The sequence below is a fragment of the Nesterenkonia sp. HG001 genome (assembly GCF_034438835.1).
Taxonomy (GTDB): Bacteria; Actinomycetota; Actinomycetes; order Actinomycetales; family Micrococcaceae; genus Nesterenkonia; species Nesterenkonia xinjiangensis.
Genome location: NZ_JAOSZD010000008.1, coordinates 177,787 through 196,001, shown reverse-complemented (window position 1 = coordinate 196,001; position 18,215 = coordinate 177,787). Strand labels below are relative to the sequence as shown.

Genomic DNA, 18,215 nt, shown 5'->3' with positions numbered 1-18,215 from the left:
TTGCGATGGAGCACAATCTGGGGTTGACCTGTGATCCGATCTCGGGGTTGGTGCAGGTGCCGTGTATTGAGCGGAATGCGATTGCGGCGACTAAGGCGGTCAATGCGGCGCGGATGGCGTTGATGGGTGATGGTCAGCATCGGGTCTCGTTGGATGAGGTGATCGTGACGATGCGTGAGACGGGGGCGGATATGTCCTCGAAGTATAAGGAGACTGCTCAGGGCGGGTTGGCCGTGAACGTCATCGAATGCTGAAGCTCCGCCGCTGATCAGCCGGGGGAAGCCGCAAGAACTTCGAACCAGACAAGGAGCGACACCTATGACAGACACCATCTCCTCGCTGCGTGAGGAGGATCCGGACATCGCCGCGGCGATCGACGCCGAGCGGGAGCGACAGAGCACCACGCTGGAGATGATCGCTTCGGAGAACTTCACCTCGCCGGCTGTGATGGAGGCGCAGGGCTCGGTGCTGACCAACAAGTACGCCGAGGGGTACCCCGGTGCTCGATACTACGGCGGCTGCGAGCACGTGGACGTGGTCGAGCAGATCGCCATCGACCGTGTGCGGGAGCTCTTCGGGGCTGAAGCGGCCAATGTCCAGCCCCATTCCGGAGCCCAGGCCAATGCGGCGGCGCTCTCCGCCCTCCTCACGCCCGGTGAGACGATCCTCGGACTCGACCTCGCCCACGGCGGTCACTTGACCCATGGGATGCGGCTGAACTTCTCCGGCCGACTCTATGATGCCGTCTCCTACAGGGTGAGGGAGTCCGATCATCTGATCGACATGGATGAGGTCGCCCGCCTGGCCCGTGAACACCGCCCGCAGGTGATCATCGCCGGGTGGTCCGCGTATCCCCGCCAGCTGGACTTCGCGGCGTTCCGCCGCATCGCGGACGAAGTCGGAGCCTATCTGCTGGTGGACATGGCACACTTCGCCGGGCTTGTGGCCGCGGGCCTCCACCCCAGCCCGATCCCCTACGCCGACGTGGTCACCACGACGACGCACAAGACCCTCGGCGGACCCCGGGGAGGTGTGATCCTCTCCCGGGCCGGCCTCGCGAAGAAGATCAACTCAGCAGTCTTCCCCGGCCAGCAGGGAGGGCCTCTGGAGCACGTGATCGCCGCCAAGGCGGTCGCCTTCCGCAGCGCCGCCACCCCGGAGTTCCGGGACAGGCAGCAGCGGACCCTCGACGGCGCCCAGGTCTTGGCGGAACGGCTGCGGCGGCCCGACGTCGCAGCCTCCGGCATCAGCCTGGTCAGCGGTGGGACCGACGTGCACCTGGTCCTGGTGGACCTGCGCCATTCCGAGCTGGACGGCCGTGAGGCGGAGGATCGGCTGCATCAGGTGGGCATCACGGTCAATCGCAATGCGGTGCCCTTCGACCCACGACCACCGATGATCTCCTCCGGGCTGCGCATCGGCACCCCGGCTCTGGCTACCCGAGGCTTCGGAGACGAGGAGTTCCGCGAGGTCGCAGACATCATCGCCTTCGCTCTTGCCCCTCAGCTGACCGCCAGAGACCACTCGGAGCTGCGTGAACGGGTCTCTTCCCTGGCTGGGAGGTTCCCGCTGCATCCCCACATGGAATCCGTCGTGAAGGAGGTCGTCTGATGGCCGAACAGCTGCCTGAGCACCCGGAGTTCCTCTGGGAGAACTCCGAGCCGAAGTCCTCCTACGACGTGGTGATCGTCGGCGGAGGAGGGCATGGGCTCGCCACCGCCTACTACCTGGCCGCCCACCATGGCATCACCAACGTGGCCGTGCTGGAACGCGGCTGGCTCGCCGGCGGGAACATGGCGCGCAACACGGCGATCATCCGTTCCAACTACCTGTGGGACGAGAGCGCCCACCTCTACGAGCGCTCCCTGAGCATGTGGGAGCAGCTCCCGGAGGAGCTCGACTACGACTTCCTCTTCTCCCAGCGAGGAGTGCTCAACCTCGCCCACACGCTGGGAGACGTCCGCGAGTCCGTGCGGCGCGTCGAGGCCAATCGGCTCAACGGGGTCGACGCCGAATGGCTGACTCCGGAGGAGGTCAAGGAGGTCTGCCCGATCCTCAACATCGGAGAGGACATCCGGTACCCCGTGATGGGGGCGACGTACCAGCCCCGGGCCGGCATCGCGAAGCACGACCATGTGGCCTGGGCGCTGGCGCGGCGGGCGGCGGAGCTCGGCGTGGACCTGATCCAGAACTGCGAAGTCACCGGGTTCCTCAAGGACGGGGAGCGCGTGGTCGGAGTGGAGACCAGCCGCGGACGCATCCATGCCGGGAAGGTCGGCCTCTGCGCGGCGGGACATTCCTCCATGGTCGCGGAGCTGGCGGGGCTTCCCCTGCCCATCCAGTCGCACCCGCTGCAGGCGCTCGTCTCGGAGCTCTTCGAACCCGTCCACCCCACCGTGGTGATGTCCAACCACGTCCATGTCTACGTCTCCCAGGCACACAAGGGCGAACTGGTCATGGGCGCCGGCATCGACCAATACGTCGGCTATGGGCAGCGTGGCGCCTTCCACATCATCGAGGAGCAGATGGCGGCCGCGGTCGAGCTGTTCCCGATCTTCGCCCGGGCCCATGTGCTGCGCACCTGGGGCGGAGTCGTGGACACGACCTTCGACGCCTCGCCGATCATCTCGAAGACCCCCATCGACCAGCTCTACGTCAACTGCGGCTGGGGCACCGGCGGCTTCAAGGGGACCCCGGCCGCCGGGTACACCTTCGCCCACACCATCGCCCATGACGAGCCGCACCCGCTGAATGCGCCGTTCTCCCTGGAGCGGTTTGAGACCGGCTTCCTCATCGACGAACACGGCGCCGCCGCCGTCGCCCACTGAACACCTGCCCGAAGAGGTGCCCACCATGATGCTGATCCCCTGCCCGCACTGCGGACCACGCAACGAGAACGAGTTCACCTATGGCGGCCAGGCGCAGGTCGCCTACCCCGATGACCCCCACGCCCTGGACGACGCCGCCTGGGCCCGCTACCTGTTCTACCGCGACAACACCAAGGGGCTCTTCGCCGAACGGTGGATGCACGCGACCGGCTGCAGGAAGTGGTTCGACGCGGTGCGGCACACCACCACCTATGAGTTCCACGAGGTCCGCCGTGTCGGCCGGATGCTCGAGACCGAGTCCACACCGGGGAAAGGCCCACACACATGACCAGCACGTCACGTCGAGTCCCCGCAGGCACGACTCCGCATGCCCGGATCGAGACCACCCGGCCGCGTCGCTTCATGCTGGACGGAGAGGAGCTGGCCGGCGCCGAAGGCGACACCGTCGCCAGCGCCATGCTCGCCAACGGGCGCATGCGTGTCGGCGACTCGATCTACCGGCGGCGGCCCCGAGGGATCTTCTCCACCGGCGTCGAGGAGCCCAACGCACTGATCTCCGTCAGACCCGGGGACCCTGACCAGGTCACCGAGTCGATGCTCACCGCCCCGAGCGTGGAGCTGGTCGACGGGATGGACGTGAGGCTGCTCTCCGGACTGGGCACGCTCGACCCCGGACAGGATCAGGCCTACTACGACCACAAGCACGTCCACACCGACGTGCTGGTGGTGGGCGCCGGTCCTGCGGGGCTGGTCGCCGCACGGGAGGCCGCTCGATCGGGAGCCCGGGTGATGCTGCTGGACGAGCGAGCTGAAGCCGGCGGAGAGCTCCTCTCCCGGCGCGACGCCCGCATCGACGGCCAGTCGGCGCATGCCTGGGTGCGCGGGGTCGTGGGGGAGCTGCAGGACGAGTCCGAAGCGGTCCACCTGCAACGCACCACCGTGGTGGGCAGCTACGACGCGAACTACATGATCGCCGTCGAGCGCCGCGCCGCCCACGGGCAGGGTCCGAGGCCCGACGGCGTCTCCCGGGAACGCGTGTGGCACATCCGCGCCGCCCAGGTGGTCCTGGCCACCGGGGCCCACGAACGGCACCTGGTCTTCGCCGACAACGATCGCCCCGGCATCATGCTGGCCTGCGCGGTGCGGTCCTATCTGAACCGTCACCGCGTGCTCGTCGGGGATCGGACGGTCGTCGCCACCACCGGAGACTGGGCCTACGAGGTCGTCGAGGACCTCCGGAAGGCCGGGGGACAGGTCGTCGCCGTCGTCGATTCCCGCCCGGAGCTCTCCGCACGGGCCCGTCGGGCACAGGACGCGGGAGTTCCCGTCCACACCGGTTCCGTCGTCGTGGGCACCGGCGCCGACGAGGACGGCGGCCTGGCCTCCGTGACGGTCAGCGGGATCGCCGAGGACGGCACGCTCACCGGTGAGGTCCTCAGCCTCGACGCAGACGTGCTGGCCCTCTCCGGAGGGTTCACCCCGACCATCCACCTGCACACCCAGCGTCAGGGACGGATCCGGTGGCACGACGCGCTGGCGGCCTTCGTGCCGGACGCTCCCGTGCCGGGTCAGCGGACAGCCGGCATGATCAACGGCCGAGCAGACCTCGCGGGGGCCCTCCTGGAGGGCGCCCAGGCCGGTGCGGCCGCCGCGAGCGACACCGGGTTCGCCCGCACGGCGCAGGTGCCGCAGGCCGAGGAGGAGCAGCTGGCGCCGGCCCGGCCGGTGTGGCTCGTGCCCTCGCTCCACGGAGACGACGCGGAGGCCTACCGGAACCACTTCGTGGACTTCCAGCGGGATCAGACCGTGGCCGACGTCATGCGTGCCACCGGAGCCGGGATGCGTTCAGTGGAGCACGTCAAGCGGTACACCTCCATCTCCACCGCCCATGACCAGGGCAAGACCAGCAGCGCCGCCCTGGTCGCGACCCTGGCCTCTCTGCTCGGCAAGGAGAACCCAGCGGGCATCGGGCTCACGGCGTTCCGCCCTCCGTACACGCCGGTGACGTTCGCCGCGCTCGCCGGGACACGGAGGGGAGAGCTCTTCGACCCGGCGCGGATCACGCCCATGCACCCGTGGCACCTGGAGCAGGGTGCCGAGTTCGAGGACGTCGGCCAGTGGAAGCGTCCCTGGTACTTCCCGCGGTCCGGAGAGACCATGGATGCGGCGGTGCTGCGCGAATGCGCCGCCGTGCGTGACTCAGTCGGCTTCATGGACGCCACCACGCTGGGCAAGATCGAGATCCGCGGCGCAGACGCCGGCGAGTTTCTCAACCGGATCTACACCAATGCCTTCAAGAAGCTCGCGCCGGGCAAGGCCCGTTACGGGGTGATGTGCAGCCCGGACGGGATGATCTTCGACGACGGCGTCACCCTCCGCCTCGAGGAGGACCGCTACCTGATGACCACCACCACCGGAGGCGCGGCGGGAGTCCTGGACTGGTTGGAGGAGTGGCTCCAGACAGAGTGGCCCGAGCTCGACGTCACCTGCACCTCGGTGACCGAGCAGTACGCGACAGTGGCCGTGGCGGGTCCGCGCTCCCGAGACGTCATCGCCGCCCTGGCGCCGGATCTCGACGTCTCCGGGGAGGGCTTCGAGTTCATGGCCTTCCGAGAGACGGTGCTCGCCTCCGGCATCCCCGCGCGGATCTGCCGGATCTCCTTCTCGGGCGAGCTCGCCTTCGAGGTCAACGTGGCCTCCTGGTACGGACTGCGTGTCTGGGAGGACATCGCCGCGCTCGGGGCGCCCTATGGGATCACTCCCTACGGAACCGAGACCATGCATGTGCTGCGCGCGGAGAAGGGGTACATCATCGTCGGGCAGGACACCGACGGTACGGTGACCCCTCAGGACGCCGGCATGGACTGGGTCGTCTCGTCCCGCAAGGACTTCATCGGTCGGCGTTCGTACTCGCGTCCGGACAACGTGCGAGAAGACCGCAAACACCTCGTCTCGGTGCTGCCTCGGGACGAGCAGCTCCGGCTCCCCGAAGGCTCCCAGCTGATCGATCCGGACAACGACCTCACGAAGATACCGGTGCCCACGGAGGGCTGGGTCACCTCCTCCTACCGTTCCCCGGCGCTGGGGCGCACCTTCGGGCTGGCGCTGATCACCGGCGGGCGGACCAGGATCGGGGAGACGCTCCATGCGATCGTCGACGATCGACCAGTCGAGGTCGTCGTCTCGCCCACTGTGCTTTTCGACCCTGAAGGGAGCCGTCGCGATGGCTGACATCCACACCCGAGGCCCGGCCGAGCTGAGACGAGCTCCGCTGGACCACCTCCGAGAGACGTTGGCGTCCTGCTCCACGCAGGCGCCGACCCAGATCACGCTGCAGGAACAGCCCTTCAGCACGCAGATTGGTCTGCGCGCGATGCCCGGCACCGCCGCACACCGCGCGCTCGCCGACGCCACAGGCGTGGGGCTGCCGGCGCAGGTCGGCGAAGTCCGCGGCGGCCCGGACGGGGTCGGCGTGCTCTGGCTGGCACCCGACGAGTTCCTCGTCGTGGCGCCCCCGGACGGCCACCCGCTGCTGGCCGTCGCCCTGGAGGCCGCCCTCGGGGACGCGCCCGGTCAGGTGGTGGACCTGTCGGCGAACCGGACCATCATCGAGGTCCGTGGCGCCCAGGCCAGGAGCCTGCTGGAGAAGGGGGTCCCTGCCGATCTGCACCCCCGTGCGCTGCCCCCAGGGTCAGCCGTGGCGACGACTCTCAGCACGGTCCCTGTGCTGCTGTGGCGCACTGAGCTCCACAGCTTCCGCCTGATGCCGCGGGCCTCCTTCGCCGACTACGTGGCACGCTGGCTCCTCGACGCTGCGCGCGAGCACCGCCCCGCATCCTTGTCCGACCATCCTGAGGAGGTCTCGTGCCCAGCGACCGTGGGATGACCTTGACCCTGGACTGCCCCTCCACTCTGGGGATCGTCCATGCCGTGAGCGAAGTCCTGCTGGACCACGGATGCAACATCATGGAGCTCGCCCAGTTCAACGATCCGCGGGCCGGCCATTTCTTCCTGCGGGCACGGGCCGACACCACCGACGGTGGGTCGTCCACATCCGCGGAGTCCTCCCTGGACGCTGTGGAGGCGTCGCTGCGCCCCGTGGCCGAGCGCTTCGGCATGAACTGGACGCTGCGTGCCGCCGACGCCAAGCCTCGAGTGCTGGTGATGGTCTCGAAGTTCGAGCACTGTCTCAACGACCTGCTCTTCCGCACGCGAAAGGGCGACCTGCCGATCGAGATCGTGGCGGTGGTGTCGAACCATCCGGACCACCAGCGACTCGTCGAATGGCACGGGATCCCGTTCTTCCACATCCCGGTCACCCGGGAGACCAAGCCCCAGGCGGAGCAGGAGCTGCTGGACCTGGTGGACCGGATGTCGATCGACCTGGTGGTCCTCGCGCGCTACATGCAGATCCTCAGCGACTCGCTGGCGACACGGATGGAGGGACGGGTCATCAACATCCACCACTCCTTCCTGCCCAGCTTCAAGGGGGCCAAGCCGTACCACCAGGCCTACGAGCGGGGCGTCAAGACCGTGGGGGCGACGGCTCACTACGTCAACAGCGAGCTCGACGAGGGCCCGATCATCGCCCAGCGAGTCGTGGAGGTCGACCACACCCACGGCCCTGAGGATCTCGTCGCAGCCGGGCGGGACACCGAGTGCAAGGCCCTCTCAGAGGCCGTCCGGTGGCACGCAGAGGGCCGGGTCATCCTGCACGGGAGCAAGACCGTGGTGCTGCGCTGACCCGCCTCGGCGGTGTCGGAGGTCAGGGCTCCTGTCACTCCAGCATCGCGTTGACCCGCTCATTGAGGTCGGCCAGGGTCTCCGCGTCGCGGCCGCCGATGTAGATCTCATCCATCGCCGGAGTCATCAGGGCGTCGATCGCTCCGAACTGGTCGGTCACCGGGTAGAACATCGTGTGCTGCTCCTCCACCAGGTCGGTGAACGGGGAGACGTCGATCCCCCGCTCGGCGAAGGCCTCGACGGCTCGGTCCGTGGACGCGGGCCGGGCCGGGAGGACCACCGCCGCGTCGCCCACGATGTTCTGGCAGGTCTCCGACCCCAGGAAGGCCACCAGTCGAGCGGCCTCCTGCGGATGGTCGGTGTCGGCGCTGATCGAGTCCGCCAGGCCGTTGTACATGGAGACCGGATGGCCCGTCGGGCCCGCGGGAAGTCCAGCGATCCCGACGTCCACGCCGTCCAGACGCGTGTAGGAGTTGATCATCCAGGACCCGTCGGTGGTCATCGCGGCCTGCCCGGAGCCCAGCTGCTGCTGAGCGTTGGCGTCGCCACCGACCTCCTCATAGGAGGCCAGATAGCCCTTGTCCACGAAGCCGAACAGCCAGTCCAGTGATTCGTGGAGGCGCGGATCGTCGAAGTTGTACTCCTGGCCCCACACATCGGTGTCGGTGAACCGCCAACCGGTGGAGCCCGCCGTCCAGGACCACATCGTCTGCCCGGAGGTGCCCCCGGATCCCTGCGAGGCCAGCCCGTAGGTGACGACGTCGTCGGGGTCGAACTCCTCCTCGTCCCCGCGATGCCCCTGGGAGTCCACCGTCAACCTGGCCACGACCTCTTCGAAGGAGCCGCCGTCCTGGGGGTTCCAGTCCAGGTCCTGCAGGTCCTCAGGCGTCAGCCCGGCCTCGGAGAGCATGGTCTCGTTGTAGAAGACCGCCACCGTGTCGAAGTCCTTCGGCATTCCGTACCAGCCGCCGTCCTGGCCGACCCACAGATCCGCCAGACCTTCCTGGAACTCGTCGGCGTCCACCGCGGCGGTGGCGTCCAGGGAGTCCAGATCCAGCAGCAGGTCCCGTTGCACGTACTCCGGGTAGCGCGAGAGATGGTCGGTGAACACATCCGGTGCGGTGCCGGCCACGAAGCCGGCGGTGAGCTTCATCCAGTAGTCGTCGAACCCGTACTGGCTGATCCGGACCCGCACATCCGGGTTCGCCTCTTCGAAGGCGTCCACGCACTGCTGATAGGGCAGCAGCTGGTTGGCGTCCCAGAGCCAGTAGTCCAGGTCCACGGAGTCATCGCCGACGGCGACCCCGCAGCCAGTCGCCGTGACCGCCAGTGCGGCGGCGAGTCCCAGTCCGGCGGAGCGTGCCGCGTGGCGGGGTGCCTGTGAGCCTCTCATCTCCGACCTCCTCACTTGATCCCGCTGAAGCCGATGGAGCTGACGATGCGCCGGGCGAATGCCAGGAAGAGCAGCAGCATCGGCAGCGCCGCCACCAGCGTCGCGGCCATCAGTCCCGCCCAGTCCGGCCCGGTCTGTGGACTCTGCTCGGTGAAGTTGCCCAGGGCCACGGTCAGCACCCGGGAATCGTCGGTGTAGGACACCATGAGCGGCCACAGGTAGTCGTTCCAGGCCGTGATGTAGGTCAGGATCGACACTGTGGCGACCGGCCCCGCCGTCATCGGAATGATCAGCGTGAAGAACACCCTGATCCTGCCGGCGCCGTCGATCATCGCCGCCTCCTCCACCTCCAGGGGCACGTTCATGAAGAACTGCCGCAGAAAGAAGATGGCGAAGGGGGTCATGAACATGCTGGGCAGCATGATCCCCAGCAGCGTGTCGATCAGGCCTAGCTCGCGTACCAGGAGGAAGTTCGGGAGCAGGGTGAAGATCACCGGCACCATGAGCGAGATCAGGAACAGCCCGAAGACGAAGTCTCGTCCGCGCCAGTGCAGCCGTGAGAACGCGTAGGCCGCCATGGCGGAGAAGAAGACCTGGCACAGGGTGATGCCGGTGGCCATCAGGACGGTGTTGATCAGGTAGCGCCAGAAGTCGATCGACGCTCCGGACCCGCCCTCCGCGATGGCCTGTTCGGTCTCCTGCAGTCCGAAGACCCGCTGGAACCCTCCCAGGTTCGCATCGGCAGGCATCAGCGAGATCGTGTTGGCGTAGAGCGCGCTGTTGCTGGACAGCGCCGTGCGCAGCATCCAGAAGAAGGGGAACAGCGTGATGATCAGCAGGACGACCATCAGGGCCCAGGCGAGGATCCTGCCCGGAGAGGGACGGCGTCGTCGAGGTGCGGGCGGCGGAGACGCCGGGCGGGCTTCGGTCGGGTCGAGGGCGGTCGCAGCACTGGTCATGGTCGTGGCCTCCTCAGTTCAGGTCCGTCTGGCCGGCTCGGGTCACCCGGTACTGCAGGACGGTGACCACCAGGAGGATCACCAGCAGCGCCACGCTCAGCGCGGCGGCGTAGCCGAAGTTGAACTGGCCGAAGGCGTTGTCATAGATGTAGAGCTGCAGCACGCGGCTGGAGTCGACAGGACCGCCGTTGGTGGTGACGGCCACGGTGTCGAAGACCTGGAATGAGCCGATCACGGAGATGATCAGCACCAGTCCCAGGATGGGGCGCAGCAGCGGCACCGTGATCGTGAAGAACTGCCGCAGCTCGGACGCCCCGTCCACCCGTGCGGCCTCGTAGAGGTTGGACGGGATGGCCTGGAGGCCGGCGAAGAGCAGCAGCGCCGTGTAGCCCATGTGTCGCCAGACGTTGACCAGGGCGATGGTCGGGATGACCCAGGCCTCGGTGGTGAAGAAGCCGACGCGGCCGACCCCCAGCCAGTCCAGGAACTGATTGCCGATGCCGAGCTGGAAGTCCAGTATCCACAGGAACACCAGGGCCGCGACGACATTGGAGACCAGGAAAGGGGTCAGCACCAGGGAGCGGAGCAGGATGGAGCGGCTCAGGCGCTGCATCAGCACGGCCAGCAGCAGCGCCACCACGGTCTGCACCCCGATGTTGATCACCACATAGATCAACGTGACCCGCACGGCGTTCCAGAAGACCGGATCACCGATCATCTCCTGATAGTTGGCCAGCCCGACGAACCGGGCCGGGGTGAGGATGTCCCAGGAGGTGAAGCTGAGCCAGATCCCGCGGACCAGCGGCCAGAAGTAGAAGACCACCAGTCCGATCGCGGCGGGCAGGATGAACATCAAGGCCAACCGGGTGTCGTCGCGACGTCCGGCCGTGCCGGGTCGGCCGAGGCGTGGCCGAGCGGGGGCGGGGTTCTCGACTGCGCTCATCAGGTCCTCCCAGGGGCTCCGCCGCCGTCAGCGGCCGGGTCCGTCGCCGAAGTCGGGGATGTCCATGCGGGCGCCGGCGGCACGGGCAGAGGCGTGGGCCACGATGCCCGGGGCGGTGAACTTCGCCGCCAGCCAGGCGTCGACGGGGGGCCGTTCCCCGGTGATCACGCCGCGCACGAAGTCGTCGGCCAGGTAGTGGTGGGCTCCCTCGTGGCCGTTGGGAGCCCCCTCGAACTCGGCAGGCAGGCGGGAACGGTCGTGCACCGGGGCCGTGCCGGAGGTGAAGGCGGCGCGCAGGGCGGGGTCGACATCGCTGAGGTCGGTGTCCCCGCTGCTGTCCCGCACCGGAAGGAAGTCCTCGGAGATGTCGCGGGACTCGGTCTTGTCGTTCCAGACCGTCTGGTGGGCGAGCTGCTCGAAGCTCGCCTCGGTGCCGAAGAACCGGAAGCGGGACTCCCGGATATGGGAGGGGTAGCCCACCCGGCGCATCTCATTGGTGCGCAGTACGCCCCCGTCGGAGAGCTCGAACAGCGCGGTGGCGTTGGAGACGTCGTTGTCGAACTGGCTGACCTCGCGGTCGAAGACGCCGTCTGCTCGCCGGTCCTTCACTCCGAGGCAGCTCACACTGACGGCTCGGGCCGGAAGCGCGCCGAGGACCCCGCCCACAGCGTGGGTGGGGTAGAGCATGGGAGGGTAGCTGGCCGTGGCCTTCCAGTTCTCGCCACCGCTGTACTGGTAGGCCGCGTAGAAGCCCAGGTCCATGTCGTGGACGTAGTCGCCCTCGGAGTAGAAGACCTGGCCGAGGTCGCCGGTGCGGACCTTCTCCCGCATGTAGACCGTGGCCGGGTTGTAGTAGCTGGTCTCGCCCATCATGTACGTCAGACCGGTGCGCTCCACGGCGGCGATGATCTGTTCGATCTCGGTGAGCTCCACGGCCATCGGCACCGCGGAATAGACGTGCTTGCCGGCCTCCAGGGCAGCCAGCACCAGCGGCCCGTGCGTCCAGCGCTGGGTGAAGATCGCCACGGCGTCGACGTCGGAGGCCAGCATCTCCTCGAAGCTGCCCACCACGGTGGCTCCGTCGTAGTTCGCAGCGAGCTGCTCAGCCCGTTCCGGCTGCAGGTCGGTGATGCTGAGCCGGGAGACGTGGGGGTGTCGGTCCCAGAGCGTGGCGAAGCTCTTGGAGAACTGGCCGGCGCCGACGATGCCGATGCTGAAGCTGCCCGCCTCGGGCGAGAGTCGGCTGGCAGGTTCCGGGGGAAGCTGATGCATGGGTGGTGCCCTTTCGTGCTGCAGGAGCGGAGTGCGGTCCGAGGCGGAGAGGTCAACGCGTTCGAACAATGATCAACATTTGCGCTCAACTATCAACGGAAAGGGGAAGTGTGTCAAGACTCACATTTTTGTGGGACAAGGTGAATCGTTTTCTTGTATCGATGCAACGCCGCTGGAGCGTCGGCGCCGGCGGCCGCGCCCGGCGTCGCTCCTGATCCGGCTGAGGCGCCAGAGGGGCGGCCGACCCTCTCGGGTCGACCGCCCCTCCCGTGACGTTCTGTCAGCGCTGGGCGCCTCGCCTCAGCGTGTCGCCAGCTCCGCGAGCTCCTCGGTGTCGAGGCCTCCGTGGAAGACGCGCAGGTCATCGATGGCGCCGTGGAACGGCGTGTCCCACCAGTTCACCCCGAGGGCGAACACGCCGTCAGCGGTGGTGAACACTTCGGGGAAGTCCTCACCGGAATGGGCCAGCTCGCCGTCCAGGAGTACCTCGACAGCACCGCCCTCCACGGTGAACGCCACGTGCGTCCACTCGCCCACGGGCAGCTGTTCACCCGCATCGCCGAGGTAGCGCTGCGCCGAGCCGGACCACAGGGCGGTCCTGCCCTCCGTGTCGGGTCCGGCATCGGGCACCAGGCTGACCCAGGCGGTGTCTGACCGGGCGCCGAAGAAGGTGGTGGTGTAAGGGGTCACCGTGGCCGGCTGCACCCAGAAGCTGAGGGCATAGTCGGCATCGCTGATCAGGCCGTCCGGCAGGCGGATCCCGGAGTCACCGTCCAGCTGCAGGGCCTGGCCGTCGACTCCCTGGGTGAAGCTCGCCTGCTCCTCCGGGCGGAGGTCCTCGATGCGGTCTCCGGTGACCACGCCGTCCCCGGCAGCGTCCCCGGCACTGCCTTCGGCCGAGGAGAGGTCGCCGTCGAAGCGGTAGTGCGCGACCATGCCGGGTTCTGGTCGGGCCGGGACGACGACGTCGAAGCGTGCAGTCTCCTGGTGGTCGCCCAGGGTGATCTCGGCGTGGAGCGTGACCTCGGCATCCGCCGAGCCGGGCTCGGGGCGGGTGACGTCGCCGTCGGCTGTGATGATCGATTCGTCGCTGCTGGTCCAGGTGATTTGGGCCCCGCGGCTGCCGTGTCGAGGCAGCTCCAGGCTCGAGAGGACCTCGTCGACCTCGTGCAGCGGCAGCTCGTCGCGGATCGCGGCGACGACGTCCTCGTCGCTCATCGGCTCCAGCTGGCTGCCCCAGAGGCTGACTCCCGCGGAGGAGAGCACGCTGAAGCTGAGCACCCAGTCGGAGGTGGTGGGATCCCAATCGTGGGTGAACACCCCGTGGTAGGTTTCGTCGTCGATGGTGAGCTCGGCCCTGTGCTGACCGGTGAGCTTCCAGCGGCCCTCCACGTCGCCGCTGATGCGGCCGTTCCGCTCCAGGGTGATGTCCACGGCCCGGGTGATCTCATCGCTGATGGCCTTGCCGTGATCGATGAGGCGGTAGTCGCCCACCGCATGCGGGCGATACACCTTCTGCGCCTCGGCGCCGGCGTACCGGTACGGCGCCACAACGGGCCAGTCCTGGGAGTTCATGTGCATCTCATGGGTGCGCACGTGGTGGCGCTCTCCCTCCCCGGGGAAACGGGAGTGGAAGATCAGGTGCATCCTGCCGGTCTCCGGGTCCAGGTGGCTCGTGCTGTGGCCGGGGGAGACGTAGCCGACGCCCTCGCCCGCACCGGGGTCGCCGAGCTCGCGCTGGAAGAGGAAGTTGCCCATCAGCTTGGTGCCGTAGGGCTCGATGCTCTCGTCGTCGAATATCGGCAGCTCGGGGTCGGACTTCACCTCGCGCATGTCGTGGCCCTCGGCGTCGTAGTAGGGTCCGGCCGGCTCCTCGGCGCGGGCCACGCGCATGTTGTAGCCGCCGTCGGCGTCGAGGCCCCCGAAAGTGGTGAAGAGGTAGTAGTAGCCGCTCTCCTCGTCGAACATCATGTTTGGCGCTTCAATCCGGCTGTGGTTGCCTCCCATCAGGTGGGTGCCGTAGCCCTGGTCCGGCTTCGGCAGCCCGGTGGTTTCGTCGAGCTCCAGGAGGAATATGCCCCCGGAGTAGGAGCCGTAGACCATCCAGAGGTCGTCGTGCTCGTCATAGAAGATGTCCGGGTCGACCACGTTGGGGTGGACGGTGCCGTCATAGGCGGTGCCGTCCTCACTGGGACCCTCGCCCTCGCGATGTCCGGAGCGCAGGATGATGCCCTGGTCCTCATAGGGGCCGTCCACCTCGTCAGCGATGGCCACACCCATCGCCGAGCGTGGCGAGTCGCCACGGCAGGCGTTGTAGTACATGGCGAAGCGCCCGTCCGGCAGCTGGACCACATCGGGCGCCCACAGCGTGTCCGACTCCGCCCATTCGAGCGTCTCGGCCAGCTCCTGTGTGACGTCCTCGAAGAGGGGGTTCTCCGGGGTGACGTGATGGGCGGTCTGCTCCCAGTCGATGAAGTCCTCGGTTCTGGCGGCGGCGAGGTGGGAGCCGAAGACCCAATGCTCGTCGCCGGCGGCGACCAGTGCAGGGTCGTGCACGGTGACCTCGGTGAAGGCGGGAGGGTCTGGCAGGTCGGGCCCCGGTGGGGCCGCGGAGGCCGACGGTGCCAGGGTGAGGGTCAGCGCGGCGGCGAGCGTGGTCGCCGCGGCGCTCCGGGGGGTGCTCCGGGTGGTCACAGGTTCTCCTCATCGGTCGAGCGATGGTCCGGTGGGGCGCACCACGGCGCCTGGGTTCCCTGTGTCGCAGCTCGCGGCACCTGCCGGTGTCGCGATGTACAACGTTGGAATGTGACTCAGGTTACAACGTTGTATGTTCATGTCAAGGGTGTGCCGCGCTGACGGTCGTCGAGAGACAGGCAGGCCCACCGTGACCCCTCCAGGCTGCCGGCTCCGTGGGCGGCCGGAATAGGCCGAGCGCCCGCGGGGCCGGCCCCGTCTGGTGCACGGTGCGCCCGGTGCCTCAGGGGTGAGGGAGCACCTCTGACTCGAGTCGGGCGTAGCTGGTCTCCATGCCGTCCACCATGCCGGTGCCCAGGACGGTGTCGCGCAGCTCCTTGTCCGGATAGGTGATCACCACGTTCAGCAGCGTCCCTGCGTCCACCGGGGTCAGCGTCAGCTCATTGGTGGTGCTGGAGCCCTCGACGCCGATCATCCGCTCGGTCGTCACCTCACGATGCGGGGGCTGGGACTCCAGGATCTCCCCGGTGAAGCCGAAGCGCTGCTCACCCTCGTCGGACTCCCACTCGAACCGGTACGCGTCCCCGGGATCCTCGGCCACCTCGCACACCGGCATCGTCCATCCGTCAGGTCCGAGCATCCAGCGCCGCAGCAGCTCCGGGCTGCGATGGGCCTGCCAGACATCCTCCACGGATCCTGCGATGACCCGGCTGATGCGGACCTGGGTGTCGTTGAGGAGCTGCGAGCGGGCGGGGGAGTGGGGCAGGGGGTCGTGGAGGACTTCGTCCACCTGGCTCAGTGCCGATCGGAGGCCCTCCTCCATTCCCATGGTCAGCAGCTCCTCCAGCTCGTCGGCTGAGTTGAAGAAGGTGCGGACGAGCAGGCGGGACCCGTCGGCGGACTCCTCGAAGCTGAAGGCCATCCGCATCGTCGGCATGTTCCGGTCCGGCTCGCCGTCGGGTCCGGCGAACCCGTCCAGGACCTCGAAGGAGTGGGGCGGCGTCACGGCGAGGAACTCCCACCAGCCGGCCGAGGTCTCCCCGTCCGGGCCGGTCATCACATACGCGGAGCGTCCGCCCGGAAACATGTCATGTCGGGTGAAGGTGGCGGGCCACTCGCGCGGCCCCCAGAAGCGTTCGAGCTGGCGTGGGTCGGCGTAGGCGTCCCACAGGCGGCGCAGCGGGACCGGGAAGTCCGCGGTGACGGTCATGGTCAGGGCCTCGAGGTCTTTGTCCACTGAGGTGATGGGCATGGTGCTGCCTTCCTGAAGGGCTCAGTCCTCAGCCAGCAGGTCGTCGAGTCGCGTGAGGCGTGTGCGCCAGAGCTCCTCGTATCGGTGCAGGAGGGACTGCGCGTGTCGGATGGTCTCGGGGCGGGCGCGCACCAGGCGTTCCCGACCCCGGGTCTGTTTGGCGACCAGGCCTGCGGCGGCCAGGGCGGTGACGTGCTTCTGCACGGCGGCGAAGGACATGTCGTAGGCCTCCGCCAGGGCGGAGATGGTCTCCTCCTCCACCAACGTGCGGCGAATGATGTCGCGCCGAGTGGCATCGGCCAGCGCGCGGAAGATCCGGTCGACGTCGTCGTCCTCCAGGGGGGCGACGCCAGAAGTCTGCGGCACTCGATATGAAACCATCAGGTTGTACGTTATGCCCCGCTCCTCCGACCGTCAAGGGCTGGCGGCTCGGAGGCCCGTGGTCGTGGCGCTTTCAGGCTCTGCCGCCGCCGCCGTAGACTGTCCGGGTGACTCCCGAAGAACTCTCCTCAGCAGTGACCCATGTGCTCTCCGAGGCCGTCGAGGCCGGTGAGCTGACCGTCGAGATCCCTGAGACGATCATCATCGAGCGACCCAAGAGCCGAGGCCACGGCGACTGGGCCTCCACCGTGGCTCTGCAGCTGGCCAAGAAGGCAGGCATGGCACCTCGGCAGCTTGCCGAGCTGCTCGCCGCTCGGCTCCGCGAAGCCGAGGGCATCGCGGCGGTGGAGATCGCCGGACCTGGCTTCATCAACATCACCCTCGACGCCGCGGCGGCCGGTCAGCTGGCGCGCACGATCGTGGAGACCGGGGAGACCTTCGGGCACAACGAGGCGCTGGCCGGACACACCATCAACATGGAGTTCGTCTCAGCGAACCCCACCGGGCCCCTGCACCTGGGCCACACCCGATGGGCGGCCTTGGGAGACGCGCTCGCCCGCCTGCTGCGTGCCTCCGGCGCCGAGGTCACCAGCGAGTACTACATCAACGACGCCGGCAACCAGATGAACGTCTTCGCAGCCTCGGTGCTGGCGCGTCTCCACGGGGAGGACGTCCCCGAGGGCGGCTACCCGGGGGAGTACACCCAGGAGCTGGCCCAGGAGGCCCTCGCGGCGCGCGCCGACCTCGTGGACCTGCCGCGGGAGGAGGCCCTGCCCATCGTCCGAGAGCTCGCCTACCAGGCGCAGTTCGGGCAGATCAAGGACACCCTTGCGGAGTTCGGCGTGCACTTCGACGTCTACTTCTCCGAGCAGTCCCTCCACGATGACGGCAAAGTGGCCGCAGCGGTGGAGACGCTGCGCGGCCAGGGCCATATCGAGGACCGCGACGGTGCCGTCTGGCTGCGCACCACGGACTTCGGCGATGACAAGGATCGTGTGCTGTTCAAGGCCGACGGTGAGCCGACCTACTTCGCCGCCGACGCCGCCTACTACCTCTCGAAGCGGGAGCGCGGCTTCGAGGAGAAGATCTATCTGCTCGGGGCGGACCACCATGGCTACGTGGTCCGGCTCAAGGCCATCGCCGCCTGTGCCGGGGACGACCCCGACCGCAACATCGAGATCCTCATCGGCCAGCTGATGAGCGTCAAAGGGGCCAAGCTCTCCAAGCGCGCCGGAAACATCATCGAGCTGGCCGACCTGATCACCTGGCTGGGGGCCGATGCTCTGCGCTACACGCTGGCCCGTTTCCCCGCGGACTCGCCGATCGACATCGACCCGGAGCTGCTGCGCTCGAAGACCAACGACAACCCGGTCTTCTATGTCCAGTACGCCCATGCCCGCGCCTGCGCCGCCGCGCGCAACGCCGTCGAGGCTGGCGTGGACCGCACCGGTTTCGACGCAGCGCTGCTCTCCCACGCCGCGGAGGAGGAGCTTCTGGCCCACCTCGGGAAGTTCCCCTCCGTCGTCGCCCGTGCCGCCGAGATGCGCGAGCCCCACAGGGTGGCCCGCCACCTCGAGTCGGTCGCGGCGGCCTACCACTCCTGGTACGCCACCTGTCGCATGGTGCCCCGCGCCGGCGAGGAGATCACTGACACCAACCGCACCCGACTCTGGCTCAACGATGCCACCGCCCAGGTGCTGCGCAACGGTCTCGCCCTGCTCGGCGTCTCCGCCCCGGAGAGGATGTGAGC

Annotated in this window: 15 protein-coding genes; 8 read left to right on the top strand and 7 right to left on the bottom strand. The window is 68.2% G+C overall.

What is annotated here, in order from left to right; all coding sequences use genetic code 11:
* The 7 genes from ODE13_RS13955 to purU form a co-directional block, all read left to right on the top strand.
* On the top strand, positions 1-254 hold a 254-nt coding region (locus ODE13_RS13955), incomplete at its 5' end, for an L-serine ammonia-lyase, iron-sulfur-dependent, subunit alpha (RefSeq protein ID WP_322477870.1).
* Between the two features lie 64 nt (positions 255-318).
* Positions 319-1,611, top strand: a complete 1,293-nt coding sequence (gene glyA, locus ODE13_RS13950) for a serine hydroxymethyltransferase (RefSeq protein WP_179540268.1) — start codon at positions 319-321, stop codon at positions 1,609-1,611.
* Complete coding sequence (locus ODE13_RS13945; RefSeq protein WP_179540267.1) at positions 1,611-2,828, top strand: sarcosine oxidase subunit beta family protein; 1,218 nt, start codon at positions 1,611-1,613, stop codon at positions 2,826-2,828. The genes glyA and ODE13_RS13945 overlap by 1 nt, the downstream gene beginning before the upstream one ends.
* 25 nt (positions 2,829-2,853) lie before the next feature.
* On the top strand, positions 2,854-3,156 hold the full coding sequence (locus ODE13_RS13940) for a sarcosine oxidase subunit delta (protein ID WP_322479787.1): 303 nt from the start codon (positions 2,854-2,856) through the stop codon (positions 3,154-3,156).
* Entirely contained in the window at positions 3,153-6,059 is a 2,907-nt protein-coding gene (locus ODE13_RS13935) for a sarcosine oxidase subunit alpha family protein (protein ID WP_322479786.1), read from the top strand. Before ODE13_RS13940 ends, ODE13_RS13935 begins: the two co-directional genes overlap by 4 nt.
* Positions 6,052-6,714: a sarcosine oxidase subunit gamma gene (locus tag ODE13_RS13930; RefSeq protein ID WP_322479785.1), complete on the top strand. Its 663-nt coding sequence runs from the start codon at positions 6,052-6,054 to the stop codon at positions 6,712-6,714. The genes ODE13_RS13935 and ODE13_RS13930 overlap by 8 nt, the downstream gene beginning before the upstream one ends.
* Positions 6,711-7,571, top strand: a complete 861-nt coding sequence (gene purU / locus ODE13_RS13925) for a formyltetrahydrofolate deformylase (RefSeq protein ID WP_322479798.1) — start codon at positions 6,711-6,713, stop codon at positions 7,569-7,571. The genes ODE13_RS13930 and purU overlap by 4 nt, the downstream gene beginning before the upstream one ends.
* Positions 7,572-7,605: 34 nt before the next feature.
* Here the strand turns inward: purU and ODE13_RS13920 are convergent, their stop codons facing one another.
* The 7 genes from ODE13_RS13920 to ODE13_RS13890 all read right to left on the bottom strand — a co-directional run bounded on the left by ODE13_RS13920 (position 7,606) and on the right by ODE13_RS13890 (position 16,465).
* Entirely contained in the window at positions 7,606-8,964 is a 1,359-nt protein-coding gene (locus tag ODE13_RS13920; protein WP_322479784.1) for a sugar ABC transporter substrate-binding protein, read from the bottom strand.
* A gap of 11 nt (positions 8,965-8,975) precedes the next feature.
* Positions 8,976-9,923 carry a carbohydrate ABC transporter permease gene (locus ODE13_RS13915; RefSeq protein WP_322479783.1) on the bottom strand — a complete coding sequence of 316 codons (948 nt, stop codon included), beginning with the start codon at positions 9,921-9,923 and terminating at the stop codon, positions 8,976-8,978.
* 13 nt (positions 9,924-9,936) lie between these two features.
* Positions 9,937-10,869 carry a carbohydrate ABC transporter permease gene (locus ODE13_RS13910; protein WP_416210714.1) on the bottom strand — a complete coding sequence of 311 codons (933 nt, stop codon included), beginning with the start codon at positions 10,867-10,869 and terminating at the stop codon, positions 9,937-9,939.
* Positions 10,870-10,893: 24 nt separating this feature from the next.
* Positions 10,894-12,138, bottom strand: coding sequence for a Gfo/Idh/MocA family oxidoreductase (locus ODE13_RS13905; protein WP_322479781.1), 1,245 nt, complete (start codon positions 12,136-12,138; stop codon positions 10,894-10,896).
* A gap of 300 nt (positions 12,139-12,438) precedes the next feature.
* Complete coding sequence (locus ODE13_RS13900) at positions 12,439-14,832, bottom strand: LamG-like jellyroll fold domain-containing protein (RefSeq protein WP_322479780.1); 2,394 nt, start codon at positions 14,830-14,832, stop codon at positions 12,439-12,441.
* A 283-nt stretch (positions 14,833-15,115) separates the two neighbouring features.
* Positions 15,116-16,084: an SRPBCC family protein gene (locus ODE13_RS13895; RefSeq protein ID WP_322479779.1), complete on the bottom strand. Its 969-nt coding sequence runs from the start codon at positions 16,082-16,084 to the stop codon at positions 15,116-15,118.
* Between the two features lie 21 nt (positions 16,085-16,105).
* The gene (locus ODE13_RS13890; protein ID WP_179540257.1) at positions 16,106-16,465 is read right to left on the bottom strand and encodes an ArsR/SmtB family transcription factor; all 360 of its coding nucleotides are present in this window, start codon (positions 16,463-16,465) and stop codon (positions 16,106-16,108) included.
* A 107-nt stretch (positions 16,466-16,572) separates the two neighbouring features.
* On the opposite strand from ODE13_RS13890, the gene argS reads away from it, so the two are divergent.
* The gene (gene argS / locus ODE13_RS13885) at positions 16,573-18,213 is read left to right on the top strand and encodes an arginine--tRNA ligase (RefSeq protein WP_322479777.1); all 1,641 of its coding nucleotides are present in this window, start codon (positions 16,573-16,575) and stop codon (positions 18,211-18,213) included.
* Positions 18,214-18,215: the final 2 nt, after the last annotated feature.

What these genes read in the sequence shown, in the direction of transcription:
- purU (WP_322479798.1), top strand. Translation starts at nt 6,711, where the DNA reads ATGACCTTGACCCTGGACTGCCCCTCCACTCTGGGGATCGTCCATGCC.
- ODE13_RS13905 (WP_322479781.1), bottom strand. Translation starts at nt 12,138, where the DNA reads ATGCATCAGCTTCCCCCGGAACCTGCCAGCCGACTCTCGCCCGAGGCG.
- ODE13_RS13890 (WP_179540257.1), bottom strand. Translation starts at nt 16,465, where the DNA reads ATGGTTTCATATCGAGTGCCGCAGACTTCTGGCGTCGCCCCCCTGGAG.
- ODE13_RS13915 (WP_322479783.1), bottom strand. Translation starts at nt 9,923, where the DNA reads ATGACCAGTGCTGCGACCGCCCTCGACCCGACCGAAGCCCGCCCGGCG.
- ODE13_RS13920 (WP_322479784.1), bottom strand. Translation starts at nt 8,964, where the DNA reads ATGAGAGGCTCACAGGCACCCCGCCACGCGGCACGCTCCGCCGGACTG.
- ODE13_RS13940 (WP_322479787.1), top strand. Translation starts at nt 2,854, where the DNA reads ATGATGCTGATCCCCTGCCCGCACTGCGGACCACGCAACGAGAACGAG.
- ODE13_RS13935 (WP_322479786.1), top strand. Translation starts at nt 3,153, where the DNA reads ATGACCAGCACGTCACGTCGAGTCCCCGCAGGCACGACTCCGCATGCC.
- ODE13_RS13945 (WP_179540267.1), top strand. Translation starts at nt 1,611, where the DNA reads ATGGCCGAACAGCTGCCTGAGCACCCGGAGTTCCTCTGGGAGAACTCC.
- glyA (WP_179540268.1), top strand. Translation starts at nt 319, where the DNA reads ATGACAGACACCATCTCCTCGCTGCGTGAGGAGGATCCGGACATCGCC.
- ODE13_RS13895 (WP_322479779.1), bottom strand. Translation starts at nt 16,084, where the DNA reads ATGCCCATCACCTCAGTGGACAAAGACCTCGAGGCCCTGACCATGACC.
- ODE13_RS13930 (WP_322479785.1), top strand. Translation starts at nt 6,052, where the DNA reads ATGGCTGACATCCACACCCGAGGCCCGGCCGAGCTGAGACGAGCTCCG.